General features: G+C 65.8%; 18 protein-coding genes and 1 pseudogene. 14 read left to right on the plus strand and 5 right to left on the minus strand.

Going from position 1 to position 25,098, the window contains the following annotated elements; all coding sequences use genetic code 11:
- Positions 1–153: 153 nt before the first annotated feature.
- The 4 genes from BLV20_RS17930 to BLV20_RS17945 all read left to right on the plus strand — a co-directional run bounded on the left by BLV20_RS17930 (position 154) and on the right by BLV20_RS17945 (position 4,324).
- The gene (locus BLV20_RS17930) at positions 154–1,503 is read left to right on the plus strand and encodes a GntT/GntP/DsdX family permease (protein WP_092303708.1); all 1,350 of its coding nucleotides are present in this window, start codon (positions 154–156) and stop codon (positions 1,501–1,503) included.
- A 15-nt stretch (positions 1,504–1,518) separates the two neighbouring features.
- Positions 1,519–2,379: a MurR/RpiR family transcriptional regulator gene (locus tag BLV20_RS17935; protein WP_092303710.1), complete on the plus strand. Its 861-nt coding sequence runs from the start codon at positions 1,519–1,521 to the stop codon at positions 2,377–2,379.
- Between the two features lies 1 nt (position 2,380).
- Positions 2,381–3,841, plus strand: coding sequence for an N-acyl-D-amino-acid deacylase family protein (locus tag BLV20_RS17940; RefSeq protein ID WP_092303712.1), 1,461 nt, complete (start codon positions 2,381–2,383; stop codon positions 3,839–3,841).
- A gap of 114 nt (positions 3,842–3,955) precedes the next feature.
- Positions 3,956–4,324, plus strand: coding sequence for a glyoxalase superfamily protein (locus BLV20_RS17945; RefSeq protein WP_092303714.1), 369 nt, complete (start codon positions 3,956–3,958; stop codon positions 4,322–4,324).
- Between the two features lie 836 nt (positions 4,325–5,160).
- Here the strand turns inward: BLV20_RS17945 and BLV20_RS17950 are convergent.
- Entirely contained in the window at positions 5,161–6,186 is a 1,026-nt protein-coding gene (locus BLV20_RS17950; protein ID WP_092303716.1) for an AraC family transcriptional regulator GliR, read from the minus strand.
- Positions 6,187–6,437: 251 nt separating this feature from the next.
- Between BLV20_RS17950 and BLV20_RS17955 the strand changes: the two genes are divergently transcribed.
- The 7 genes from BLV20_RS17955 (at position 6,438) to BLV20_RS17985 (ending at position 16,868) form a co-directional block, all read left to right on the plus strand.
- Positions 6,438–8,033 carry an FAD-binding oxidoreductase gene (locus BLV20_RS17955; protein ID WP_092303718.1) on the plus strand — a complete coding sequence of 532 codons (1,596 nt, stop codon included), beginning with the start codon at positions 6,438–6,440 and terminating at the stop codon, positions 8,031–8,033.
- 5 nt (positions 8,034–8,038) lie between these two features.
- Positions 8,039–9,652: a glycerol-3-phosphate dehydrogenase/oxidase gene (locus BLV20_RS17960; protein WP_092303720.1), complete on the plus strand. Its 1,614-nt coding sequence runs from the start codon at positions 8,039–8,041 to the stop codon at positions 9,650–9,652.
- Positions 9,649–11,211 carry an FGGY-family carbohydrate kinase gene (locus BLV20_RS17965; RefSeq protein ID WP_092303722.1) on the plus strand — a complete coding sequence of 521 codons (1,563 nt, stop codon included), beginning with the start codon at positions 9,649–9,651 and terminating at the stop codon, positions 11,209–11,211. The genes BLV20_RS17960 and BLV20_RS17965 overlap by 4 nt, the downstream gene beginning before the upstream one ends.
- A 190-nt stretch (positions 11,212–11,401) precedes the next feature.
- Positions 11,402–12,727 (plus strand): phospholipase C/P1 nuclease family protein, encoded by a 1,326-nt coding sequence (locus BLV20_RS17970; protein WP_092303724.1) that lies wholly within the window; start codon positions 11,402–11,404, stop codon positions 12,725–12,727.
- Between the two features lie 53 nt (positions 12,728–12,780).
- Positions 12,781–14,766, plus strand: a complete 1,986-nt coding sequence (locus BLV20_RS17975) for a DUF1302 domain-containing protein (protein ID WP_256577822.1) — start codon at positions 12,781–12,783, stop codon at positions 14,764–14,766.
- A 44-nt stretch (positions 14,767–14,810) separates the two neighbouring features.
- Positions 14,811–16,181 carry a DUF1329 domain-containing protein gene (locus tag BLV20_RS17980; RefSeq protein WP_092303726.1) on the plus strand — a complete coding sequence of 457 codons (1,371 nt, stop codon included), beginning with the start codon at positions 14,811–14,813 and terminating at the stop codon, positions 16,179–16,181.
- 129 nt (positions 16,182–16,310) lie between these two features.
- Positions 16,311–16,868 carry a hypothetical protein gene (locus BLV20_RS17985; protein ID WP_092303728.1) on the plus strand — a complete coding sequence of 186 codons (558 nt, stop codon included), beginning with the start codon at positions 16,311–16,313 and terminating at the stop codon, positions 16,866–16,868.
- 995 nt (positions 16,869–17,863) lie between these two features.
- On the opposite strand, the gene BLV20_RS32090 is transcribed toward BLV20_RS17985, so the two are convergent.
- From BLV20_RS32090 to BLV20_RS17995, 3 genes and pseudogenes are all read right to left on the minus strand, one after another.
- Entirely contained in the window at positions 17,864–18,727 is an 864-nt protein-coding gene (locus tag BLV20_RS32090; protein WP_371914326.1) for a methyl-accepting chemotaxis protein, read from the minus strand.
- A 42-nt stretch (positions 18,728–18,769) separates the two neighbouring features.
- A pseudogene (locus BLV20_RS32095) lies at positions 18,770–19,783 on the minus strand (methyl-accepting chemotaxis protein); the annotation flags it as partial.
- A gap of 459 nt (positions 19,784–20,242) precedes the next feature.
- On the minus strand, positions 20,243–21,697 hold the full coding sequence (locus BLV20_RS17995; RefSeq protein WP_092303732.1) for an ArnT family glycosyltransferase: 1,455 nt from the start codon (positions 21,695–21,697) through the stop codon (positions 20,243–20,245).
- Positions 21,698–21,948: 251 nt separating this feature from the next.
- On the opposite strand from BLV20_RS17995, the gene BLV20_RS18000 reads away from it, so the two are divergent.
- Positions 21,949–22,293 carry a hypothetical protein gene (locus tag BLV20_RS18000; RefSeq protein ID WP_092303734.1) on the plus strand — a complete coding sequence of 115 codons (345 nt, stop codon included), beginning with the start codon at positions 21,949–21,951 and terminating at the stop codon, positions 22,291–22,293.
- Positions 22,294–22,392: 99 nt separating this feature from the next.
- Here the strand turns inward: BLV20_RS18000 and BLV20_RS18005 are convergent, their stop codons facing one another.
- Positions 22,393–22,998, minus strand: coding sequence for a TetR/AcrR family transcriptional regulator (locus BLV20_RS18005; RefSeq protein ID WP_092303736.1), 606 nt, complete (start codon positions 22,996–22,998; stop codon positions 22,393–22,395).
- 131 nt (positions 22,999–23,129) lie between these two features.
- On the opposite strand from BLV20_RS18005, the gene BLV20_RS18010 reads away from it, so the two are divergent.
- Together BLV20_RS18010 and BLV20_RS18015 are read left to right on the plus strand one after the other, a co-directional pair.
- Positions 23,130–24,206, plus strand: a complete 1,077-nt coding sequence (locus tag BLV20_RS18010; RefSeq protein WP_092303739.1) for a sugar phosphate isomerase/epimerase family protein — start codon at positions 23,130–23,132, stop codon at positions 24,204–24,206.
- A 2-nt stretch (positions 24,207–24,208) separates the two neighbouring features.
- Complete coding sequence (locus BLV20_RS18015; RefSeq protein ID WP_092303741.1) at positions 24,209–25,090, plus strand: alpha/beta fold hydrolase; 882 nt, start codon at positions 24,209–24,211, stop codon at positions 25,088–25,090.
- Positions 25,091–25,098: the final 8 nt, after the last annotated feature.

Below are 25,098 nucleotides of genomic sequence, written 5' to 3' on the forward strand. Positions count from 1 at the left end.
CGCCAATTTTCATTATTCGCGACACGGCATGCCTGTCCGCGACAAAGCATGTCCCTACGCGAAAGTTACTTTCATGTGGTTTGAAAATACGGTCACGAAATGATTTATGAGTTTCACAAGCATTCGACGTGACCCTTTTTCGAGGAGTACCGCATGACACCTGCATCGGGCTACTGGCTGCTGGGCTATGCCGCCATCGCCATCATCGCGCTGATCGTCCTGATCGCGCGTTACCGGATCAATCCGTTCATTGTCATCACCCTGGTTTCGGTGGGCCTGGCGCTGATGGCCGGGATGCCGCCGTCCGGCGTGGTCGGGGCCTACGAGGCGGGTGTCGGCAAGACCCTCGGGCACATCGCCCTGGTGGTGGCCCTGGGCACCATGCTCGGCAAGATGATGGCCGAGTCCGGCGGCGCGGAGCAGGTGGCGCGGACCCTGATCGAGCGTTTCGGCGAGCGCAACGCGCACTGGGCGATGGTCTGCATCGCCTTCCTGGTGGGCCTGCCGCTGTTCTTCGAGGTCGGTTTCGTGTTGCTGGTGCCGATTGCCTTCACCGTGGCGCGGCGCGTCGGCGTGTCGATCCTAATGGTCGGCCTGCCGATGGTCGCCGGCCTGTCGGTGGTGCACGCCCTGGTGCCGCCGCATCCGGCGGCGATGCTGGCGGTGCAGGCCTACCAGGCGTCGGTGGGGCAGACCCTGCTGTACGCGATCCTGATCGGCATTCCCACGGCGATCATCGCCGGCCCCGTGTACGCCAAGTTCATCGTGCCGCGCATCCAGCTGCCGGCGGAAAACCCGCTGGCGCGCCAGTTCCTCGACCGTGAGCCGCGCACCCGCTTGCCCAGTTTTGCGATCACCATGGCCACCATCCTGTTGCCGGTGGTGCTGATGCTGATCGGCGGCTGGGCCAACCTGATCTCCACCCCGGGCAGCGGCCTCAACCAGTTCCTGCTGTTTATCGGCAACTCGGTGATCGCCCTGTTGCTGGCGACCTTGCTGAGCTTCTGGACCCTGGGCCTGGCCCAGGGCTTCAACCGCGATTCGATCCTCAGGTTCACCAACGAATGCCTGGCGCCGACCGCCAGCATCACCCTGCTGGTGGGCGCCGGCGGCGGCCTCAACCGGATCCTGGTGGACGCCGGGGTCACCGACCAGATCGTCGGCCTGGCCCATGAATTCCAGCTCTCGCCGTTGCTGATGGGCTGGCTGTTCGCCGCGCTGATGCGCATCGCCACCGGCTCGGCCACCGTGGCCATGACCACCGCCTCGGGCGTGGTGGCGCCGGTGGCCATCGGCCTCGGCTATCCGCACCCGGAGCTGCTGGTGCTGGCCACCGGCGCCGGTTCGGTGATCTTTTCCCACGTCAACGACGGCGGCTTTTGGCTGATCAAGGAATACTTCAATATGACCGTGACCCAGACCTTCAAGACCTGGACGGTGCTGGAGACCCTGATCTCGGTGGTCGCCTTCGCCCTGACCGTCGGTCTTGCCCAACTGCTTTGAGCCCAGGTGCCGTTCATGGACATCCTCTACCAGATCCGCTCCCGCCAGGATTCCTTCAGCGCCGGCGAAGGCCGCATCGCCCGTCTGATGCTCGATGACGTCGGCTTCGCCGCCTCCGCCAGCCTGGAAGAGCTGGCGCGGCAGGCGGAAGTCAGCGCCGCCACCTTGTCGCGCTTTGCCCGCAGCGTCGGCTGTCGCGACCTGCGCGACCTGCGCCTGCAACTGGCCCAGGCCAGCGGCGTCGGCAGCCGCTTCCTCGACCCGGCGGGCGCGCCGGAGCAGTCGGGGTTCTACCGGCAGATCGTCGGCGACATCGAGTCGACCCTGCACCAGCACCTGGCGGGGTTCGACGAGTCGCGCTTCAGGGACGCGGTGCGCCTGCTGGGCAAGGCGCAGATGATCCACGCCTTCGGCATGGGCGGTTGCTCCACCCTGTGCAGCGACGAGTTGCAGGTGCGCCTGGTGCGCCTCGGTTACCCCATCGCCGCCTGCCACGACCCGGTGATGATGCGCGTGACCGCCGCCGCCCTGGGCCCGCAACACGCGCTGATCGCCTGCTCGCTGACCGGCATCACCCCGGAGCTGCTGGAAAGCGTCGAGCTGGCCCGCAGCTACGGCGCCAGCGTGCTGGCCATCACCCTGGCCGACTCGCCGCTGGCGGAACTGGCGGACGTGCTGCTGCCGCTGCAAAGCGCCGAGACCTCCTTCATCTACAAACCCACCGCCGCGCGCTACGGCATGCTGCTGGCCATCGACGTCTTGGCCACCGAGCTGGCGCTGGCCCTGCCCGAAGACAACCAGGAACGCCTGCGCCGGATCAAGCTGGCCCTGGACGATTACCGCGGCGGCGACGATTGCCTGCCGCTGGGAGACTGACATGCGCTACGACACCCTGATCCGCAACGCCCTGGTGATCGACGGCAGCGACCGCCCGGCTTACCCCGCCGATGTCGCCCTGCTCGAGGGTCGCATCGCCCGCATCGGCGACTTGCAAGGCGCCGTCGCCGGCGAAGAAATCGACGCCGCCGGGCGGGTGCTGGCCCCCGGTTTCATCGATGTGCACACCCACGACGACACCGTGGTGATCCGCCAGCCGCAGATGCTGCCCAAGCTCAGCCAGGGCGTGACCACGGTGATCGTCGGTAACTGCGGCATCAGCGCCTCGCCGGTGAGTTTGCGCGGCGCGCCGCCGGACCCGATGAACCTGCTGGGCAGCCAGGCGGCCTTCGTCTACCCGCGCTTTCGCGACTACCGCGACGCGGTGGACGCCGCGCAACCGGCGGTCAATGTGGCGGCGTTGATCGGCCACACGGCGCTGCGCAGCAACCACCTGGACGATCTGTATCGCACTGCCACGGCCGAAGAAATCGCCGCCATGCGCGAGCAACTGCGCGCCAGCCTGGAAGACGGCGCCCTGGGCTTGTCCACAGGCCTGGCCTACGCCAGCGCCTTCTCGGCCGAAACCGCCGAGGTGCTGCAACTGGCCGCGGAACTGAGCGCCTTCGGCGCGGTGTACACCACCCACCTGCGCAGCGAATTCGAGCCGGTGCTGGAGGCCATGGACGAAGCCTTCCTGATCGGTCGCCAGGCCAAGGCGCCGGTGATCATTTCCCATCTCAAATGCGCCGGAGCGGGCAACTGGGGGCGCAGTCCGCAATTGCTGGCGTCGCTGGAACAGGCGGCGCAGGAGCATCCGGTGGGCTGCGACTGCTACCCCTACGCGGCCAGTTCCTCGACCCTCGACCTCAAGCAGGTCACCGATGCCTTTCGCATCACCATCACCTGGTCCACCCCGCACCCGGAGCTGAGCGGCCGCGACCTGATGGACATCGCCGCCGAGTGGCGCACGACCCTGCTGGACGCCGCACGCCGCCTGCAACCGGCCGGCGCGGTGTATTACGGCATGGACGAGGCCGATGTGCGGCGCATCCTTGCCCACCCGCTGTCGATGATCGGTTCCGACGGCCTGCCGGAAGACCCGTTCCCCCATCCACGGCTGTGGGGCGCCTTCCCGCGGGTGCTCGGGCATTTCAGCCGCGACCTCGGCCTGTTCCCGCTGCACACCGCGGTGCACAAGATGACCGGGCTGTCGGCGGCGCGTTTCGGCCTCAAGCAGCGCGGCGAAATCCGCGAAGGGCACTGGGCCGACCTGGTGCTGTTCGACCCGGCGCGGGTTCGCGACGTGGCCGACTTCAAACGCCCGCAACAAGCGGCCGAGGGGATCGACGGCGTGTGGGTCAACGGCGTGCGCAGCTACGCCGAAGGCCAGGCCAATGGCCGCAGGCACGGGCGCTTTCTGGCGCGGCAAGGGGATTTGCGCGAAGGCTTCAACGGATGAATTGATGAGTTCGTCACAATGATGGCGTAGTGATATTAAAGAATGGCTGCGCCGGGCCGACGTTTTGACATCCACCGGTTGTACCGTGGGCATCTTTGATCAGGGAGTCGCGCAATGAGCTTTGGCAAAACCACCCCCATCCTGCGGATCTTCGACGAGGCCAAGGCGCGGGAGTTTTATATCGACTTCCTGGGCTTCGCCCTCGACTGGCAGCACCGCTTCGAAGACAACTTCCCGCTGTACATGCAGGTGTCGCGTGGGGAATGTGTGCTGCACCTGTCGGAACACCACGGCGACAGCACGCCGGGCTCGGCGCTGCGTATCGAGACCGACGAGCTGGAAGCTTTCCAGCAGCAGTTGCTGGCCAAGGATTACCGCTTCGCCCACCCGCAGATCCAGGCCATGCCCTGGGGCAGCCAGGACATGACCGTGCTCGATCCGTTCGGCAATCGGCTGGTATTCACCAACGCCATCAGCGTCTGAGCCAGCGCTTCGCATCTTGCGCCAGGGAAGGGCAATACACCTGGCATGCCTGGACCTTGTAGCCGCTGCCGAGCGCAGCGAGGCTGCGACAGGACCGCAGGTCCTCCAGCGGCCCCAAGAATCTTGCGCCCCCTGCGGGGTCGATCGCAGCCTCGCGGGCTCGGCAGCGGCTACAGAAGTGGGGTGATGCCCCTCGCCTTGCGCCTGGACCTTGTAGCCGCTGCCGAGCGCAGCGAGGCTGCGACAGGACCGCAGGTCCTCCAGCGGTCCCAAGAACCTTGCGCCCCCTGCGGGGTCGATCGCAGCCTCGCGGGCTCGGCAGCGGCTACAGGGAGGGGCGATACACCTGGCATGCCTGGCGCCTTGTAGCCGCTGCCGAGCGCAGCGAGGCTGCGACAGGACCGCAGGTCCTCCAGCGGTCTCAAGAATCTTGCGCCCCCTGCGGGGTCGATCGCAGCCTCGCGGGCTCGGCAGCGGCTACAGGGAAGGGCGATGTACCTGGCATGTCTGGACCTTGTAGCCGCTGCCGAGCGCAGCGAGGCTGCGACAGGATCGCAGGTCCTCTAGCGGTCTCAAGAATCTTGCGCCCCCTGCGGGGTCGATCGCAGCCTCGCGGGCTCGGCAGCGGCTACAGGGAAGGGCGATGTACCTGGCATGTCTGGACCTTGTAGCCGCTGCCGAGCGCAGCGAGGCTGCGACAGGATCGCAGGTCCTCTAGCGGTCTCAAGAATCTTGCGCCCCCTGCGGGGTCGATCGCAGCCTCGCGGGGCTCGGCAGCGGCTACAGGAGTGCGGTGATGTACCTCGCAAGCTTTGCGGCTACAGGGAATGGGGTGGCTACGGGGAGGGGGTTCGCTGGGTTTGGCGGAATTCTCCCGGGGTCATGCCGGTGCGGCTTTTGAAGGTGCGGTGAAAGGAGCGTTGTTCGGTAAAGCCCAGGTACTGGGAAATATCGTGAATCGCCAGATCGCTGTGCAGCAGGTAATGCTCGGCCAGCTCCTGGCGCAGGTCATCGAGGATCTGCTGGTAGCCAGTGCCGGCTTGTTGCAATTGGCGCTGCAGGGTTCGCACGGAGGTGGCCAGCTGTTTCGCCACCTGCTCCTTGCGCGGCAGGCCTTCCTTGAGCAGTTGGCGCAGGACGTTTTTCACCTGTTGCGGTAGCGGCGCATCGCTTAGCGAGGCCATCAGGCCCAGGGCATGTTCCTCCAGGGTGCGCAGCAGCTGGGCGTCGGCCTGGCGCAGGGGCAGTTGCATGTATTGCGCGGGCGCGATCAACGCCGAATAGGCTTGGTCGAACAGCACCGGGCAGCCGAAAAAGGCCTCGTACTGGGCCAGCTCGGCCCCCGCCGGCAGCGAATGCTCGAACCACACGGCGATGGGGCTGAGCGGGGTATCGGCGATCCACTGCGCGTACAGCAGCCACGACGCCAGCACGTTCTCCACCATGTGCCGGCGCGAGGTGGGGCGCTGGTGGCGGCAACTCCAGGTCAAGTGGATTTGCCCGTCGACCTGCTCGGCGCGGCTGACGCCCATGTCGCCCACCAGCTTTTCGAACGGCATGATCCGGTTCATCGCGTCGCCCAGGGTCGCGCAGTTCATGGTGATGTAGCCCAGCACGTTCCACGAGTTGGGCAGCACGAACCGCGCCGAGTTGAGCCCGAACAGCGGGTCTGCCGAATGCTCGCAGAGATAGTCCAGCAAACGCTCATGGGCCTCGCCGGGCAGGCGCAGGCTGTTGTCGCTCAATTGCTGGGCCTGCAAGCCCGCGGCCGCCAGCGCAGGTTCGATGGCGATACCCAGCTGCTCGGCATAGCGCAGGTACTTGAGCAGCGGTGGGACCGAGGTGTAGCCGAGGCTGTGCATGATGGGTTTCCTGGCGCCGGGACGTGGATGGACGCGCGCGGGAGCCGAATGGGGTGGCTGTTCCAGCGGGCGTCGGCGCCCTGAAAGGTAATTTGAAAGCGGGGCTAAAGTAAATGCTTCGGGACCTTGTCCCCGGCTGACCCAATTGGCTACTCGAACTGGCCTGATGCGACCGTGACACCCGTGCGCCGCGAACTAGTATGGGGGCCTTGCAAACCAACACTAATAAGCACGATACAAGGGGCACAGGCATGCGACGCTGGAACGGCTGGGGCGAACAAAGCACGGTGGTCGAATTGCCCGCCCAGGGGGCGGGGTTTCTTGCGCAGCGTATCGGCGCGGGGAGCCGGCTGGCGGATGCTTCGCTGGAAACCGCGTTGACCCGGGTGCCGCCGTCGCGCCTGATGCCCCATGCGCTGTACAGCATCGAGGCCCATGACCGGCTGCTGCATGCCCGCGGCCAGAGCCTGCCGGACTGGCTGGCCCTGCGCGAAGGCACGCTGGAGCGCTACCCGGACGGCGTGGCCTTTCCCGACAGCGCCGAGCAGGTTCGCCAACTGCTGGTCATGGCCGAACAGCAGGACCTGTGCCTGATTCCCTACGGCGGCGGCACCTCGGTGGCCGGGCACATCAACCCGCCCGTTTCGACGCGGCCGGTACTGACCGTGTCCATGGCGCGGATGAATCGCCTGCTGGAACTGGACGAAAGCAGCCTGATCGCCACCTTCGGCCCCGGCGCCAGCGGCCCGCAGGTGGAAAGCCAGCTGCGCGCCCGCGGCTACACCCTGGGGCACTTCCCGCAGTCCTGGGAGCTGTCGACCCTGGGCGGCTGGGTCGCCAGCCGCTCCAGCGGCCAGCAATCCCTGCGCTATGGGCGCATCGAGCAGTTGTTCGCCGGCGGCACCCTGGAAACCTTCGCCGGCCCCTTGCAGATTCCCGCATTCCCGGCGTCCGCCGCGGGGCCGGACCTGCGCGAGGTGGTGCTGGGCTGCGAGGGCCGCTTCGGGATCATTTCCTCGGTCAAGGTACGGGTCAGCGCGCTGGTCGAGGACGAGCGCTTCTACGGCGTGTTCCTGCCGGACTGGCCCAAGGCGCTGCAAGCCATCCGCCAACTGGCCCAGGCGCGGGTGCCGCTGTCCATGCTGCGGCTGTCGAACGCAGTGGAAACCGAGACCCAGCTGGCCCTGGCCGGCCATCCACGGCAGATCGCCTGGCTGGAGAAATACCTCAAGCTGCGCGGGGCGGGGCAGGGCAAGTGCCTGCTGACCTTCGGCGTGACCGGCAACCGCCAGCAGAACGCCCTGTCCCTGCGCCAGGCCAGGCAGCATTTGAAGGCCTTCGGCGGGGTGTTCACCGGCACCTTGCTGGGCAACAAGTGGGCGCACAACCGCTTTCGGTTTCCCTACCTGCGCGAGAGCCTCTGGCACGCCGGCTATGTGGTCGACACCCTGGAGACCGCCACCGACTGGAGCAACGTCGACAACCTGTTGCAGCGCATCGAGGCCAGCCTGCGCGATTGCCTGGCGGCCGAAGGCGAACGGGTCCATGTCTTCACCCACCTGTCGCATGTCTACGGCGAGGGCTCGAGCATCTACACCAGCTACGTGTTCCGCCCGGCCGCGGATTACCCGGCCACCCTGGCCCGCTGGAAGGCGCTCAAGCATGCGGCCAGCCAGACCATCGTCGAGCACGGCGGCACCATCAGCCACCAGCACGGCGTGGGCAAGGACCACGCGCCCTACCTGCCGCACGAAAAAGGCGAGCTGGCGATCGCCGCCCTGCGCAGCCTCAGCCGGCACTTCGACCCTGCCGGGCGTCTCAACCCCGGCACCCTGCTGGAGGAGTGAGGCCCATGAGCACGGAATGGAACGCCCAATGGCGCCAGGCACAGCTGCCGACCCTGGCGGGCCAGAACTGGGACCTGATCGTGATCGGCGGCGGCATCAGCGGGGCCGGGATCCTGCGGGAGGCGGCGCGGCGCGGCTGGCGCTGCCTGTTGCTGGAGCAGCGCGATTTTGCCTGGGGCACTTCCAGCCGCTCCTCGAAAATGGTCCATGGCGGCCTGCGCTACATCGCCAAGGGCCAATGGCGCCTGACCCGCGATTCGGTGCGTGAACGCCAGCGCCTGCTCGACGAGGCGCCCGGGCTGGTGGAGCCCATGAGCTTTCTGATGCCGCACTATCGCGGCGTGTTTCCCGGGCCGCGGGTGTTCGGCGGCCTGCTGGCGGTGTACGACGCCCTGGCCGGGCGGCGCAACCATCGTTTCCATGATGTCGAGCAGATGCGCTACCTGGCGCCCGGCATCAAGGCCGAAGGCTTGCTCGGCGGCTCGTGTTTTCTCGATGCCCTGACCGACGATGCCCGGCTGGTGATGCGGGTACTGGCCGAGGCGCGGGCCGATGGCGCCCAGGCGTTCAATGGCCTGCGCGTGCAGCAGGTGCTGCGCGAGCAGGGGCGAGTGTGCGGGGTGTCGGTCGAGGACGTGGAAAGCGGCCAGACGCTGAACCTGCGCTGTTCGGTGCTGGCGGTGGCGAGCGGGGCCTGGGCCGGGCGTTTCGCGCCGCCCGGCGAGAACCGTCACTTGCGGCCCCTGCGCGGCAGCCACCTGTTGCTGCCCGGCTGGCGCCTGCCGGTGGCCCAGGCGTTCAGCTTCCTGCATGGCAGCGACCGGCGCCCGGTGTTCGTGTTTCCCTGGGAAGGCGCGACCGTGGTCGGCACCACCGACCTCGACCACCGCGACGACCTCGACCAGAGCGCGCGCATCAGTGCCGAGGAGCTGGCCTATCTGCTGGCGGCCTGCGAACAGCAATTTCCCGAGGCCTGCATCAGTGCCGCCGATGTGCTGTCGACCTGGTCCGGGGTGCGCCCGGTGGTGGGCAATGCCGACGCGGCGGGCAAGCCTTCGAATGAAACCCGCGAGCATGCGCTGTGGTGCGAGCCGGGCTGCGTGACCCTGGCCGGCGGCAAGCTGACCACCTTTCGTACCCAGGCTATCGAGGTGTTGCAGGCCTGTGCGGAGATGCTCGGGCGAACCCTGGACACTGGCGACGCGGCGGTGTTCGCGGCCGTGCCGGCGGTGGAGATCGAAGGCCTGAGCAGCGGCCAGTTGCGCCGCCTGGCCGGGCGCCATGGGCGCGACCTGCCGCGACTGGCGCAGTGGCTGGCGCAGCTGGGATGCGGCTGCGTCGGCAGCAGCGACACCTTGTGGGCCGAGCTGGCGTTTGCCGCCCAAAGCGAAATGGTCCTGCACCTGGACGACCTGCTGCTGCGCCGCACCCGCCTGGGCCTGTTGCTGGCCAACGGCGCGGCGGCCGAACTGCCGGCGATCCGCGAACTGTGCCAGCCCCTGCTCGGCTGGGACGACGCGCGCTGGGAGCAGGAACAACAGCGTTATCACGACCTGTGGCTGCGTTATCACAGCCTGCCCGAGGTTGCCTATCGAAGCCTACCCAAGAGCCATCCATGAACAACGACAAGCCCTATCTGCTGGCGATCGACAATGGCACCCAGAGCGTGCGGGCCCTGTTGTTCGACCTGCAAGGCAACCTGCTGGGCAAGGGCAAGGTCGAGTTGCAGGCCTACTATTCCAGCCAGCCCGGCTGGGCCGAACAGGACCCCGATTACTACTGGCGCAAACTCGGCGAGGCCTGCCAGCAGCTGTGGCAGCAGACCGGCATCGATCGCCGGCAGATCCGCGGCGTGTCGCTGACGACCCAGCGCGGCACCCTGATCAACGTCGATGCCGACGGCAAGCCGCTGCGCCCGGCAATCCTCTGGCTCGACCAGCGCCAGAGCGAAGTCGAGGGCGACATCAAGGGCCCCTGGAGCTGGCTGTTCAAACTGATCGGGGCCCAGGCCACGGTGGATTACTTTCGCGCCCAGGCCGAGGTCAACTGGATCGCCCGGCACCAGCCCGAGGTCTGGGCGGCCACCGACAAGCTGTTGCTGCTGTCGGGCTTTCTCACCCATCGGCTGACCGGAAACTTTGTCGACTCGGTCGGCTGTTGCGTGGCCTTTTTGCCCTTCGACTACAAGCGCCTGCGCTGGGCCACGCCCCGTGACTGGAAATGGCAGGCCCTGGCGGTGCGCCCCGAGCAACTGCCGAGCCTGCGCAAGCCGGGCGAGGTCCTGGGGCACATCAGCGCCGCGGCCAGCCAGCTGACCGGGATTCCCGAAGGCCTGCCGCTGATTGCCGCGGGGGCCGACAAGGCCTGTGAAGTGCTGGGTTCCGGGGTGCAGGACAGCAGCACCGCCTGCCTGTCCTACGGCACCACGGCGACCATCACCACCACGCGCTCGCGCTACCGGGAAATCATCCCGCTGATCCCGCCTTACCCCTCGGCGATGCCCGACCATTACAACTGCGAAGTGATGATCTATCGCGGCTACTGGATGGTCAGCTGGTTCAAGCAGGAGTTCGGCCTGCGGGAAATGCAGCAGGCCCGCGAGCAAGGGACGGAGCCGGAGGTGTTGTTCGACGCCCTGGTCAACGCGGTGCCGCCCGGCTCCATGGGGCTGATGCTGCAACCTTACTGGTCGCCCGGAATCCGCGAGCCGGGCGTCGAGGCCAAGGGCGCGATGATCGGCTTTGGCGACGTGCACACCCGGGCGCATATCTACCGGGCGATTCTCGAAGGCCTGGCCTACGCCCTGCGCCAGGGCAAGGAGCGCATCGAGCAGCGCACCCGCACCCCGATTACCTGCTTGCGGGTGGCCGGCGGCGGTTCCCAGAGCGATGCGGCGATGCAACTGACGGCGGACATTTTCGGCCTGCCCGCCGAGCGTCCGCATGTGTACGAAGCCTCCGGGCTCGGCGCGGCGATTGCCTGTGCGGTCGGGCTGGGCCTGTACCCGGATTTCCCCACGGCTATCGCCGGCATGACCCGCGTCGCCGAGGTCTTCCAGCCGCAACCCCAGGCGCAGCAGATCTATCAGCGGCTGTACCGCGAGGTGTACGTGCGCATGTACCGCCAGCTCAGCCCGCTGTACCGCAGCATCCGCGAGATCACCGGTTACCCGGCCTGAACCGACCGCGCGCCAGCGCCTGTCGCGCCGGGTTTTTGCCGGCGCGCGGCGTTGGCGGGTGGCTGGGCGCGTGGGCGACGGCGTGGCGCTATCGGAGAGTTTTTTTGGCCAGATTGGACAGTGTCAGGCCCGGGGGCGGTTGTTAGGCTCGATCCCCAGTGTCGATTGATCCAATAAGAGCGAAAAGCCGATGAAGTTGTCTGTAGCGCTGTGGTGGGGGCTGGCGTGGGGAACCTGCGCGATGGCGCCCGATGCCCTGGCCTGGTCCAACCATACCGTGGGCAGCTACCTGGCCTTGCAGGCGTTGCCGCAGTTGCGCGACGCGCCCGAAGTCGAGGTCGAAACCCTGGAGCGGTTCCTGGTGCAGGAGCATGCGGGGCTGGTGGTCCTGCTCGAGCGGCAGGAGCAGTTCGCCCGGGAGCGCCTGGCGCACTATCCGCCGCGCCCGGACGAGCTGAAGCTGGGCGAGCGGCCCGGGGACAATCCGCGCCAGGCATTCCTCCAGGCGCTGCGGCTCAACCCGAAGATCCACCTGGCGCTGGCGATCCAGCCAATGACCGGGCAAGACCAGCCGCAACGCCAGCACCTGGCGGCGGACCAGGTGATGGTCGAGCAAACCCTTTCGCCCTGGAACATCCAGCGCTTCATTGCCCTGGCTCCCGCCGAGCGCGTCGCGCCGCTGGCGGTGCTGGCCAGTGCCGCCGACGAGCCGGACTACGGCCACGACATCAACCTGTTCAGCGACAACCCCGGCGATGTCGGCGCGCGCTATGGCTTCGGCCCGCAACCCTTTGGCGATGCGCGTTTCCAGTACAGCTCCCAGGCGCCGTTCCACATGGGCTTCTTCCATGAAAACCCGGTGGTGTATGCCGCCGCGCCGTTCCTGCAACGCAACTGGCCGCACTGGCGGGCCTACCAGTTTCTCGACCTGGCGCGCTTTGCCTTCGCCAGCGGCCATCCGTATTGGGGCTACCGCTTTCTCGGCTGGGGCCTGCATTACATCCAGGACCTGACCCAGCCCTACCACGCCACGGCGCTGCCGGGCGTCGACCTGGCCGACATGCTGCTGATGGAGAGCAAGGCCCTGGCCGGCTACGACGCGGACAAGAAAGCCGCGATCGAACGCGCCGCCACCCGCCACACGGAAGTGGAGAAATACCAGTTCAACTGGCTGCACGGCCTGCTGCTGGCCGGGCAGCAACACCCGCTGCTGGCGGCCTATGCCGACACCGAGCGGGACGCGAACTACCCGGCCTATTCGCCGGACTACCCGCGCGAGGTGGTCAGCGCCGAATCCAGCGCCCAGGCCGCGGCCTTCGACGAAGCCATCGGCCAGTGGCTGCAGACTCCGGCGGCCAACCAGAGCTTCAGCGCCGGCAACGTGCTGGCCCGGGAACGTCATGAGCATGCGGCGCTGAACGAGCAACTGTTGCAACTGATCCGGAACCTGGGCGCCCACAGCCGCAATTTTGTGCGCGCCGGAATCCAGGCGGATGCCGGGCCAGGCACCGAGTAGTGCAGCGCCAGTCGGCAAAAAAATAACAAGAGTCAGTCAGGGGGATGCAAGCGATGGCGATCAGCGTGTGGAGTCAGCACCCGGGGACACCGGGCAAATGGTACGCGGCACCCAGCTGTGCCGGGGTCGGGCTGCTGGGCCTGTTGCAATGGTGCGCGGTCGATACGGTGCAGGCCCTGGAGTTCAGCGTGCTGGACAACCAGGTCACCGGCTCGTTCGACAGCACCTTGTCCTACGGCCGCCTGTGGCGGGTGCAGGGGCGGGACAAGAGCAACGATGACGTCAACACCAACGACGGCAATCGCAACTTCGACACCGGGCTGGCTTCGGAGGTCTACAAGATCACCTCGGAGCTGGAGGCCAACTACCAGAACTACGGCATGTTCGTGCGCGGCACGGCGTTCTATGACACCCAGATCATGGACAAGCGCAACGACTACTACAAAAACAACCAGCCCTCGCAGCCGAGCCAGAGCAACCCCCAGGACGATCACTTCAGCAGCCAGACCCGCGACATCGCCGGCAGCCGCGTGGAGATGCTCGACGCCTATGTCTACGGCAATTGGGATGTGGCGCAGATGCCGCTGTCGGTGCGGCTCGGGCGCCAGGTGTTCAACTGGGGCGAGGGGATTTTCTATCGCGGCGGGGTCAACACCACCAACCCGGTGGACGCCGCCAAGTACCGCCTGCCCGGCGCCGAGGTCAAGGAAGTGCTGATGCCGGTGGAGGCCATCAGTTTCAACATCGGCCTGAGCGACAACCTGACCCTGGAAAGCTTCTACCAGTGGAACTGGAAGGAAACGCGCATCGACCCGGTCGGCACCTTCTACTCGCAGACCGACCTGTTCGCCGACGGCGGGCGCACGGCCTACAACAACTTCACCGGCACCGCGTTGGACACCCCGGTGCCGGGCTTCGGCAACGTCATCGGGCTGTATGAATCCCTGGGCAACAACCCGGTGCTGGGCAACGTGCTGCGCAGCACCGGGCTGTACGCCAACGGCATCACCCCGGCATTCGGCAACACCCTCAAGGTGGCCTCGGTGGGCAAGGACATCAACGCGCGCAATGACGGCCAATACGGCTTTGCCTTTCGCTACATGGCCGAGTCGCTCAACAGCACCGAGTTCGGCCTGTACCTGGTCAACTATCACGCCAAGGAGCCCACCATCGCCGCCGACCTGGGCGGGTACCAGGGCGTCGACATGGAGGCCCTGGCCAATATGCTGCGCCCGGTGGCCGGCAGCCAGGCCGAGGCGCTGGCCAACGGCCTGGCCACGGCCGACGTCATGGGCAACATCCAGGCTCACCGCCGGTACGCCGAAGACATCCGCATGTATGGCTTCAGCTTCAACACCACCCTGGGGCCGGCATCGGTGTTCGGCGAACTGGCTTACCGGCCGAACCTGCCGATCGGCATCGCGGCCACCAACGACCTGGTCGGCGACCTGGCCAACGGCGCGGCGGCCGCGGCGGCTGGCCGGACCGTGAATGTCGGCGGGCAAATGGTCCGGCTCGACAGCGAGATCAATAACGCCGAACGGATCGAAGCCTTCAACGCCTCCCTGGGCAGCATCTACAACTTCGGCCCAAGCCTGTCGTTCGACTCGTTGTTCGGGGTCTTCGAGCTGGCCTCCGAGCACCTGCGCGGCAGCAGCCTGAAGTACACGGCCCATGACGGCAGCACCCGCTATTACGCCGGCACCGGCAACTTTTCCTACGTCTCCGGGGGCGAGCGCGACGACCAGGTCAACCGCAACGCCTACAGCTACACGCTGATGTTCAACGGCACCTGGAACGACGTCTACGCCGGGGTCAACGTGTCGCCCTACGTGGTCTACAAGGACGATTTCGAGGGCAACTCCTACCAGGCCGGCAACTTCATCGAGGGCCGCAAGGCCTACACCCTGGGGGTCAAGGCCAACTACCAGAACAAGCTGGAAGCCGAGTTGCAGTACACCGAGTTTTTCGGCGGTGGCCAGAACAACGGCGTGCGTGACCGCGACAACATCGGTTTCAACCTCAAGTACTTCCTGTGAGCCATCAGCCTGCGGCACCTGTCGAGCCGCTTCGGAGAACATCCATGTTGCACAAGCACCGATTGATCCACGCCGGCCTGGCGCTGGCCCTGGGCATGGCCGCTGCCAGCGCCCTGGCGGCGAACGGCGATGAGGCGCAAACACTCAAGGGCAGCCTGACGCCGCTGGGCGCCGAGCGTGCCGGCAACGCGGCCGGCACCATTCCGGCCTGGGACGGCGGCATCACCCAGGCGCCCCAGGGTTATCAACCCGGCAAGCACCATGTCGACCCGTTCGCCGGCGACACGCCGTTGTTCACCATCACCAAGGCCAACCTGGAGCAGTACAAGGCCAACCTCACCGCCGGTGAAATCGCCCTGTTCAACAGCTACCCGGACACCTTCCAGATGCCGGTGTACAAGAGCCGCCGCTCTGGCTCGGCGCCGCAATGGGTGTATGACAACACCTACAAGAACGCCACCAGCGCCAAGCTGCTCGACGGTGGCAACGGCTTTGCCGACGCCTACGGCGGGGTGCCGTTCCCGATCCCGAAAAGTGGGGTCGAGGCCTTGTGGAACCACATCACACGCTACCGCGGCACCTATGTGGTACGCCGCGCTTCCGAGGCGCCGGTGCAGCGCAATGGCAGCTTCGCGCTGGTGACCTCGCAGCAGGAAGGGCTGTTCAACTACTACCGCAAGGACGGGCAATTCGCCGGCTTGAAGAACGTGCTGTTCTATTACCTGGCCTTCGTGAAAAGCCCGGCACGCCTGGCCGGTGGCGCCGCCCTGGTGCATGAGACCCTGGACCAGATCAAGGAGGCCCGCCAGGCCTGGATCTACGACGCCGGCCAGCGGCGGGTGCGGCGCGCGCCGAACCTGGCGTACGACACGCCGATCGCCGCGTCCGACGGCTTGCGCACGGCCGACGACACCGACATGTTCAACGGCTCGCCCGACCGCTACGACTGGAAGCTGCTGGGCAAGAAGGAGATCTACATTCCGTACAACAACTACAAGGTGTCCAGCCCGGCGGTGAAGTACGCCGATTTGCTCCACGCCGGGCACCTCAACCCGCAGCACAGCCGTTATGAGCTGCATCGGGTGTGGGTGGTGGAAGGCACCTTGAAGCCCAACGCCCGGCACATCTATTCCAAGCGTGTGCTGTTTCTCGACGAGGACAGCTGGGGCGCGGCGGTGGTGGACCAATACGATGGCCGCGGCGATCTGTGGCGGGTGTCGATGGCCTATCTGAAGAACTTCTACGACCTGCCGACGACCTGGAGCGCGCTGGACGTGTTCCACGACCTGCAGGCGCGCCGCTACTACGTGCAGAACCTGGATAACGAGGAAGCGCAGACCGTGGACTTTGCCCAACCGGTGCCGGAAGACGCTTACTTCATGCCGTCGGCGTTGCGCTTGCGCGGGACCCGGTAAGGGGCTGCCTTGGGCTGGCGAGGGCGTTGACGGTTCAAGACGCGGCAACGGGGGCCGATACGCAAGAGGCAGCACACTTGGGGGAGCGCGAAAGCTCCCCCTGACCCTTTCAGGAACGGAGTCCAAAAAATGAACACAGCCATTGCATGGCCAGAGGTTTTTCTCGGGGCGTTCGATGCGATCAGCGAGCGCATGGCGCAGGTGCTGGAGCTGAGCGATTGCCGGGAGCACTGGATTCAGGCCGAGCTCAGCCTGTATGCCTGGCAGCGGGGTCATACCGATGTCTGGACCGGCGGCAACGCGGTTGGACGCACCAAAGTCGACCTGTACACGCAAGACTTCGATATGGCGGCCGAGGTGAAGTGCCTGGGGGATGTGTCGTTTCCCAAGTGCCTGATGGGCAAGGGCATGGGCCAGACCCTATCGGTGCTGCAAGAAGATGGCGATGGCCGGCTCTGGTTTCCGCAGGTTGACCCGGCGGAGTCTGTGGCGTGGTCGGTGTTTGCCGATCTGCATCGGTTGCGACGGATGGAGGGGTTTCGGAACAAGTTCCTGATTCTGGTGATTGCCAAGGATTATGTGGCGGAGACGCAGATGGGGGAGACGCTGCGGCGGCTTCGTTTGTCGCAAGAGGAGTGGTCGTTGGAGTTGAAGAACGCCACGGTGCGGATTTGGCGGATTGAGTAGGAGCGGCCGGACGGCGCTCGATTACCCGGGATGGCGTCTGTGCTGGCGCTGCATTTTTTGGATGTGCGGTCGCGGCCACCAACGGTTTCAGCTTCCGTAGGAGCGAGGCTTGCCCGCGATGGCGTCCGTCCTGGCGCTGCATTTTTTTGGATGGTGTACATATCCGTTCCTGCGGTAACGGCGGCTTATGGGGGGCATGTTTTGTCAGCCTCCGTAGGAGCGAGGCTTGCCCGCGATGACGTCTGTTCTGGCGGTGCATTTCTTGGACGGTGTACATATCCATTCCTGCGGTCACGGCCGCTTAGGGTTCCGCCCTTACGGCGGGTCACTTTTGGCAAACGCCCCAAAAGTAACCAAAAGGTCTCGCCCCTGGCGTACGGCCTTCGCTGCGCTCAGGTTCCCTCGCTCCGGCGTCCCTCAGGGGGCATCGACTCCGGTTGGCTTCGCTTCAACCTCCATACGATGTCCTCGACTGCGTCGAGGGGCGCTGCGCGCCATCCCCCTGATGAACACCTCCACTCGGCCTCCCGATGGGGCGGGTAGATCAAGATCAAAAGCCAAAGGGCAAAGCAGCGCCATGCGCGACCTACCGGTCGGCGCTAAACCCTGTAGCCGCTGCCGAGCTTGCGAGGCTGCGATCGGCCGCGAAGCGGGCGCAGGGGCTTGAGATCGCTGGAGGACCTTCGGTCCTATCGCAGCCTGCGGCAGCGGCTACAGGGGTTGTGGGCGTTAGTTCGTGTACGGCGCTGTCTGAGAGTGAGGTTCTTGCCGATGGGGCGGGTAGATCAAAGTCAAAAGCCATGCGCGACCTGCCGGTCGGCGCTTTGTAGCCGCTGCCGAGCCCCGCGAGGCTGCGATCGACTGCGCAGCAGGCGCAAGGTCTTGAGACCGGCGAAGGCCTTCGGCCTTATCGCAGCCTGCGGCAGCGGCTACGGGGATTGGGGAGGGTGGGCGGCCTATCGCGAGCGAGGTTGCTTGCGATAGGGCCTTGAGGGTCAGACGCGGAAGTGGCTGACCATCATTTGCAGCTGGTTGCCCAGGCGCGCCAGCTCGACGCTGGACGCGGCGGTTTCGTCGCTGGCGGCGGCGGTCTGTTCCGAGACGTCGCGCACGTTGATGATGCTACGGCTGATTTCCTCGGCCACGGCGCTTTGCTGTTCGGCAGCGGCGGCGATCTGCTGGTTCATCGACTGGATGTTCGACACCGTGCGGGTGATGTTCTCCAGGGAGGCACCGGCCTTGCGGGTCAGGTCGACGCTGCTGTCGGTCAGGTTGCGGCTGTTGTTCATCACGTTGGCCACTTGCTGGGTGCCGTTCTGCAGGCCGGCCACCAGGCCTTCGATTTCCTCGGTGGACTTCTGCGTGCGTTGCGCCAGGGCGCGCACTTCGTCGGCGACCACGGCGAAACCGCGGCCGGCTTCACCGGCGCGGGCGGCTTCGATGGCGGCGTTCAGGGCCAGCAGGTTGGTCTGTTCGGCCACGGCCTTGATCACGTCCATGACGCTGCCGATCTTCTGGCTTTCCTGTTGCAGCACGCTCATGGCGTCGGTGGAGCGCACCACTTCGCTGGCCAGGCGTTCGATCTGGGCGATGGCTTCGGCCACCACCTTGTCGCCTTCGCGGGCTTCGCCGTCGGCGGCGGCCGCGGCTTGCGAGGCTTCTTCGGCGTTGCGCGCGACTTCCTGCACGGTGGCGGTCATCTCGTGCATGGCGGTGGCCACCTGGTCGGTCTCGACCTTTTGGCTGTTGACCCCGGCGCTGGTTTCTTCGGTCACCGCCGACAGCTCTTCGGCGGCGCTGGCGATCTGGGTCACGCCGTCGCGGATGCCACCGATCAGCTCGCGCAGGGTCACGCCCATGCGGCCGATGCCTTGTTGCAGCACGCCGAGTTCGTCGCGGCGGGTAACGCGCACGTCCTGGGTCAGGTCGCCGGACGCGATGCGCTCGACCACGGTCATGGTTTCACGCAGTGGACGGGTGATCTGGCGGGTGATGATCACCGCGGCCAGGATGCCCACCAGCAGCGCCAGCAGGGTGCTGATCATTTGCAGGCTGCGGGCCTGGACGCTTTCTTCGTCGCGGCGGTCGAGCTGGAACTGGTACAGCTCTTCGCTCTGGCTGACGATCAGGGCGCCCTGTTCGGTCATTTCCTTGCGCGCCTGGCCGGCTTCACCGACCGCGGCCTTGAAGGTCAGCAGGGAGGTGCGGTAGTCATCCAGCGCTGTTTTCAACTGGCGCAGGGCATCGCCCTGGGTGCTGCTGAAATGGCTGTCCAGGCCACCCAGCGCGGCAATCGCCGCGTTCATTTGGGCGGCGGCATTGCGTTCGGCGTCCGGGGTGCTGTTGTAGATGTATTCACGGACTTCGAAACGCGCCAGCAGGAACTCTTCGCGGGCCTTGGTGATGGCCTGGAACTGTTCGAAGCGCTGGTCGCTCAGGGGCATTTGCTGAACGTGCGCGGTGATGCTGTTGATCAGGTTGCGCGCCGCTTCCGAGTTGCCGTTCATCACCGCGCGGGCGGCATTGGCGTTGCGGTAGGCGTTGCGCATCTTGTTCAGGGACGCCTGGTAGGCGCTGATGGTGGCGCCCTGTTCCTTGAGCAGCTTGACGTTGGCCGGGTTCTTGAAGCTGTTCTGCAGCTTCTGCTGCTGGGCCGAGAAGTCGTCCAGGGTGGCCTGCACATTCTGCGCGGCGGTTTCGTCGCCGTTGGTCAGCATGTATTGCAGGCGGGTCACGCGCAGCTTGGTCAGCCCGGCGTTCAGCTGGGTGATGTCGCTCATCCAGTTGCTGCGGTCGATCAGACCGCCCAGGCTGGTCCAGCCCGTGATCGCAAGGATGGTGGTGAGGGCCAGGACCAGGCCGAAGCCCAGGCCCAGCTTGAGGTTGACGCTGATGTTGCCGAACCAGCTATTCATGCAATTCCTCCAGGAACGTTGTGCTGCTTGATCGTGTATCGCTGGAAGATTGTTGTTATTGGTGGCCAGCAAGGATTTGTTCGCAGGTGTGTATCGGCGGCAGGGGCAATAGCTGAAACGATTTCGTCGGATTAGTTTTTTGCACTGTTTTGGGGCTTGCCGAGGGCCTGTTTTCGCTGCGCACGCCGCCTGGCCGATTGAGCTTTTTTCACATCCGTTTCACCCCCCGGCCCACGCCTGGCGGCCTAAAGTGCGCGGCATCGATCGGCTGCCGCGCGCGGTTGTCAGGGGCAGGCCGGGGCGGCACTGCTCGATCAATCTCGGGTGCTCAAGGGGGCGGTTGGAAGGTGACGTCGGGACTCAGCCTTGCGGTGGTAAAACCTGCGCTGGTCGCCAGCGCATGCTCGGTTTCATCGAAGCCGGTGACTGGCGTTCGCTCAGCGCTGTGCGCCCACTGCCTCAATAACTGACGAAGTAATAGGCCTGGCGGCTGACCTGGATTTTCTTCAGCACCTTGAGCGGTGCCGGCGGGGTGTCCTGCGCGGCCATCAGCGCCACGTGGGTGGGCGAAGCGCCGAGGTAGTCCCGCAGCTGAGCCTCGGTCTGCACGTCCTTGAGCAGGCTCTGGGTGTAGAACACGCTGGCGCCGCCGGTGCGCTCGTTGGCCTGATACAGCGCCACCTGTTGCCCGGCGGCCTGGAGCGTCTGGATCTCGCTGATCAGCGGCACAAAGGACAGCGTGCGATCGGCCCGTGGCGCGGCCCATTGCGCGGCCGCCAGATAGCTGCACACCACCAGCGCCAGCCCGCCCATGGCCAGGCCGCGGCGCTGGCGCCCGACGACACCCCAGAACCCTTCACCCCCGGCGCGCTGGCGCAGGCGCTCGTACAGCACCGCTGCGTATTCGGCTGCGAGCACCGCGGCGGCCGGGGTCAGCGACATCAGGTACACGGTGCGCTTGCTCGACGCCAGGCACAGCAGGGTGAACTGCGCCAGCAGCCACAGGCTGAAAAACAGCAGGTAGCGGTTTTTCACCAGGCTTTTGCGAAAGTGCCACAGGCCCAGGTAGACCAGGATGTTCCACGGCAGGAAGGCCTGCGGCAGCTTGGCCAGGTAGTAATAGAAAGGTTCGTAGTGCCCGGCCTCGACAAAGGAGCCATCGAAGCGCCCGACGCTGTTGGTCCACAGCACTTCGCCCAGGGCCTGCAGGCCACCGCGCTGGTACAGGCAATACAGCCAGATCGTCAGCGGCACCAGGCCGAGGAGGGTGAGCAAGGCGGGCTTGAGCCAGTGGCCGAAGGCGAAGCGCTTTTCGATCAGGCTGTCGGCCAGCAGGTAGGCGAAGATCACCACGCCCGGCATCGCCAGGCCCAGCACGCCCTTGCTCAGGGTGGCGATGGCGATGCCGAGGGCGAACAGCAACCAGCCCAGGGTGGCCGGCTGGCGTTCGGCCTGGCGCCGTTGCGCCTGGAAAAACGCCAGCAGCGCCAGGCTCACGCCGAGGCTGAGTAAGGCGTCTTCACCGACCCCGCGCACGTTGCCCCAGTAACTGGCCATGGTCGCCAGCATCGCGCCCGCCACCCAGGCCACCGCCTTTGGCCGGCCGAAGCGGCGCAGCATGGCGTACAGCAGCATGACGCTGAACAGCCCGGCAAAGGCCGAGGCCAGGCGCACCGCCCACGGCGTGCCACCGAACAGGCGGATGGCGCTGGCGTCGAGCCACAAGCTCAGCGGCGGTTTCTCCAGGAAGGGCTGGCCGAACAGGCGCGGTGTCACCCAGTCGTCGTCCAGGTGCATTTGCATGGCGATCCCGGCCACCCGGGCTTCGGTGGAGCCTTGCAATTGGTGGTTGCCCAGGGCGAAGAAGAACAGCAAAGCGGCAAGCAGAAACAGCAACGGGGCGGGTCGCGACATGGTGGGAACTGCCGAAGAGGTGGCGCCGGAAAGGCCTGGCGGCCCGAGTATACGGAGGCGATTCTTAACATTTGGTGAACGCGCGAAAGATCGGCTGGCCGGCCCTTGCCGCCGTCCATTTTCCTTGCCGAATGTGGTACACAACGGCACGTTGCGCCGATCGTCACTACGCTGGGTGGTGCGCCCGGCGGATCTTCCGGCCCTGGCTAACCGGGCCTTTCTTTTCCTGCGGCAAAACAGGTGCCTTGAACATGCGCAAACTGTGGCGAAAGTATCTGCAGCTGCTGGACGACGACCTGACCACGCGGATTTTCGACAACATCAAGAACCTGCTGGTCTGCGCCTTGCTGTTCGCCGCCGGGAGCAATGCGCTGCACAGCGACCATCATCTGTTCATGGGTCTGTTCGGCTCCAGCCTGACCGGCTGGGGGCTGATCGGCCTGTCGGCGCTGCTGATGCTGCTCAACATCAGCGACGGCTTGCGCCGCCTGGCCAAGCTGCCTAACCACTGGGTGCTGCAAATCACCCTGTTCCTGCTGTATCTGGTCCTGGCCGTGCGGGTGGTGGAGATCGTCTGGAACTTCCGCTCCGAGTAGCTGATGGGGCGGGGCGAGCTCCGCGCCATCGACAGCGAAGCGGCCTGGCGGCGATCCGCCGGGCCGTTTTTTTATTCGCGGTTGGCTGCCGGGCGAGGGTTAAGTGGCCGCTTCGGTCTGCGCATCGAAGGCCGCCATGGCCATGGGAATCATCGCCATTAGTCGCGCCCGGCCGATGCCATCCCGGGCCTGCACCGACAGCCCATGCAGCACCGTGGCATAGCAGTCGCCGAGGGACATCACGTCGGTGCGCTTGGGCAGCTCGCCTGAGCGCACGGCCTGCTCCAGTCGCTCGATGATGGAGCGGGTCCGGTCGCGGCGGTGTTCGGCCAGCCATTCCCTGATGCCGTCGTTGTCCGTCGAGCAGTTGGTGGCGGAAGACACCACCATGCAGCCCAGGGGGCGGTCGGGCTGGGTGTAGAGCTCGACGGCCTCCCTGAGCATGCGTTCGATGGCGTCGCGGGCGCTGATGTCGTCGCCCAGGGCGGTGTCGGCAAAGGCGCCGTCGCCCGATTCATAAAGTTCGATGGCCTCGCGGAATAACGCTTCCTTGGAACCGAAGGCCGCATAGATGCGCGCCGAGGCAATGCCCAGCGCGTCCACCAGGTCGGACATGGAGGTGGCCTCGAAGCCGCGCTGCCAGAACACATCGCGCGCCTTGTACAGGGCCTGCTTTCGGTCGAATTCGCGGGGTCTGCCAGCCATGTCCAGTTCTCGGTGCAAAGGGGAGTGGTGCCAATTATTGGTCGATCGACAAAAAAATCAAGCCGTCGTATTGACGGGGTGTCGAGGGGAGCCCTATTGTTTGTCGACCGACAAACAATAGGGCGTGAACGATGAAAACCCTCAAGGGACCGAGCCTGCACCTGGCTCAATTCAGTGCTGCGACGGCGCCATTCCATACCTTGCCCGCCATTGCCGAATGGGCGGCGGGGCTGGGCTTCAAGGCGCTTCAGGTGCCGGCCTGGGATGAGCGACTGTTCAATGTCCGCCTGGCGGCCAGCAGCCAGGATTATTGCGATGAGGTCAGCGGCACCCTGGCCGAACACGGGCTGGTGATCAGCGAACTGACCACCCACCTGTTCGGCCAGTTGGTGGCCGTGCATCCCGCCTACGACAGCTTGTGCGACGGCTTCGCCCCGCCAGCACTGCGCGGCGACAGCGCCGCCAAGACCCAGTGGGCCCTCGAACAGCTGAAACTGTCCGCCAAAGCGTCGCGCAGGCTGGGCCTCAGCGACATGGGGACCTTTTCCGGCTCGTTCGCCTGGCCCTATTTCTTTCCCTTTCCACAGCACCCGCAAGGCTTGGTCGACTCGGCGTTCAATGAACTGGCCAAGCGCTGGCTGCCGATTCTCGACGCCTGTGACGAGGCGGGGGTGAACCTGTGCTACGAGATCCACCCTGGCGAGGACCTGCATGACGGCGTGAGCTTCGAGATGTTCCTGGAGCGGGTCGGCAACCACCCGCGCTGCAAGATGCTCTTCGACCCCAGCCATTTTGTGCTGCAGCAACTCAATTACCTGGATTACCTGGATATCTACCACGAGTTCATTCGCATGTTTCATGTGAAGGACGCCGAGTTCAATCCCACCGGCCGACAGGGCATTTACGGCGGTTATCAGCCGTGGGCCGAGCGGGCCGGGCGGTTCCGGTCGCTGGGCGATGGGCAGGTGGATTTCAAGGGGATCTTTTCCAAGCTGGCGCTCTATGACTATGCCGGCTGGGCGACCCTGGAATGGGAGTGCTGCCTGAAAGACCAGGAACAGGGCGCGCGCGAGGGCGTGGCCTTTATCAATGAGCACATCATCCAGGTGACCGACAAAGTCTTCGACGACTTCGCCGGCGCACCGCTGGACCAGGCGCAGATCAACCGACTGCTGGGCATTGCCCAGCCCGCTCCTCAAGGACGCTGACCATGGATCTTTTCGAACAGCAGGCTTTTGCCGGGCGTGACTACCGCCATGGCTACGTACAGGTGGACGGCGGGCGCATTCACTATGTCAGCGAGGGCCAGGGCAAGCCAGTGTTGTTGATTCCCGGGTGGCCGCAGACCTGGTTTACCTGGCGCCACGTCATGCAGGCGCTGGCCGGGCAGGGTTACCGGGCGATTGCGGTGGACCTGCCCGGCATGGGCTTGTCCGATCGTCCCGAGCAGGGCTACGACACCGGCACCACGGCGTCTCGCCTGCAGGCCTTGATGCTGGCGCTGGGTTACAGCCAATACTCGGTGGTGGGGCACGATGTCGGCATGTGGGTGGCCTATGCCCTGGCCTGCGACTATCCGCAGGCGGTGGAGAAACTGGCCCTGACGGAGGCGGTGATTCCCGGGCTGGCCGAGGCGCCGACGATCTTCGCGCCGCCGGGGCAGAACATTTTTCTCTGGCACTTCATGTTCAACCAGTTGCAGGACTTGCCAGAGATGCTGATCGCCGGGCGGGAGGCGCAGTACCTGGCCTACATGTTCGAGAAATGGTCGGTGCATCAGGAGCGGGTCGCGGTCCAGGCCTATGTCAAAGCCTATTCGGTACCCGGTGGGCTGCGGGGTGGGTTCGCCTATTACCGGGCCATCCCCGAAAGCATCCGGCAGAACCGCGAGCGCGCCAGCCGCCCGCTGGAAATGCCGGTCCTGGCGATTGGCGCCGAACACGCCACCAACGATGCGCCGTTGCTGACGATGAAGGGCAATGCGCTGCATCTTCAGGGGGCCATCGTGCCGGGGTGTGGCCACTTCATTACCGAGGAGGCGCCCGAGGCGTTTATTGCTCATCTGCTGCCGTTTCTTCGGCGCGAGGGCTGACACGCCAC

The sequence above is a fragment of the Pseudomonas sp. NFIX28 genome (genome assembly GCF_900107395.1).
Taxonomy (GTDB): domain Bacteria; phylum Pseudomonadota; class Gammaproteobacteria; order Pseudomonadales; family Pseudomonadaceae; genus Aquipseudomonas.

Coding starts and splice junctions, on each gene's coding strand:
- BLV20_RS17930 (WP_092303708.1), top strand. CDS start 154: ATGACACCTGCATCGGGCTACTGGCTGCTGGGCTATGCCGCCATCGCC.
- BLV20_RS17935 (WP_092303710.1), top strand. CDS start 1,519: ATGGACATCCTCTACCAGATCCGCTCCCGCCAGGATTCCTTCAGCGCC.
- BLV20_RS17940 (WP_092303712.1), top strand. CDS start 2,381: ATGCGCTACGACACCCTGATCCGCAACGCCCTGGTGATCGACGGCAGC.
- BLV20_RS17945 (WP_092303714.1), top strand. CDS start 3,956: ATGAGCTTTGGCAAAACCACCCCCATCCTGCGGATCTTCGACGAGGCC.
- BLV20_RS17950 (WP_092303716.1), bottom strand. CDS start 6,186: ATGCACAGCCTCGGCTACACCTCGGTCCCACCGCTGCTCAAGTACCTG.
- BLV20_RS17955 (WP_092303718.1), top strand. CDS start 6,438: ATGCGACGCTGGAACGGCTGGGGCGAACAAAGCACGGTGGTCGAATTG.
- BLV20_RS17960 (WP_092303720.1), top strand. CDS start 8,039: ATGAGCACGGAATGGAACGCCCAATGGCGCCAGGCACAGCTGCCGACC.
- BLV20_RS17965 (WP_092303722.1), top strand. CDS start 9,649: ATGAACAACGACAAGCCCTATCTGCTGGCGATCGACAATGGCACCCAG.
- BLV20_RS17970 (WP_092303724.1), top strand. CDS start 11,402: ATGAAGTTGTCTGTAGCGCTGTGGTGGGGGCTGGCGTGGGGAACCTGC.
- BLV20_RS17975 (WP_256577822.1), top strand. CDS start 12,781: ATGGCGATCAGCGTGTGGAGTCAGCACCCGGGGACACCGGGCAAATGG.
- BLV20_RS17980 (WP_092303726.1), top strand. CDS start 14,811: ATGTTGCACAAGCACCGATTGATCCACGCCGGCCTGGCGCTGGCCCTG.
- BLV20_RS17985 (WP_092303728.1), top strand. CDS start 16,311: ATGAACACAGCCATTGCATGGCCAGAGGTTTTTCTCGGGGCGTTCGAT.
- BLV20_RS32090 (WP_371914326.1), bottom strand. CDS start 18,727: ATGGGCGTGACCCTGCGCGAGCTGATCGGTGGCATCCGCGACGGCGTG.
- BLV20_RS17995 (WP_092303732.1), bottom strand. CDS start 21,697: ATGTCGCGACCCGCCCCGTTGCTGTTTCTGCTTGCCGCTTTGCTGTTC.
- BLV20_RS18000 (WP_092303734.1), top strand. CDS start 21,949: ATGCGCAAACTGTGGCGAAAGTATCTGCAGCTGCTGGACGACGACCTG.
- BLV20_RS18005 (WP_092303736.1), bottom strand. CDS start 22,998: ATGGCTGGCAGACCCCGCGAATTCGACCGAAAGCAGGCCCTGTACAAG.
- BLV20_RS18010 (WP_092303739.1), top strand. CDS start 23,130: ATGAAAACCCTCAAGGGACCGAGCCTGCACCTGGCTCAATTCAGTGCT.
- BLV20_RS18015 (WP_092303741.1), top strand. CDS start 24,209: ATGGATCTTTTCGAACAGCAGGCTTTTGCCGGGCGTGACTACCGCCAT.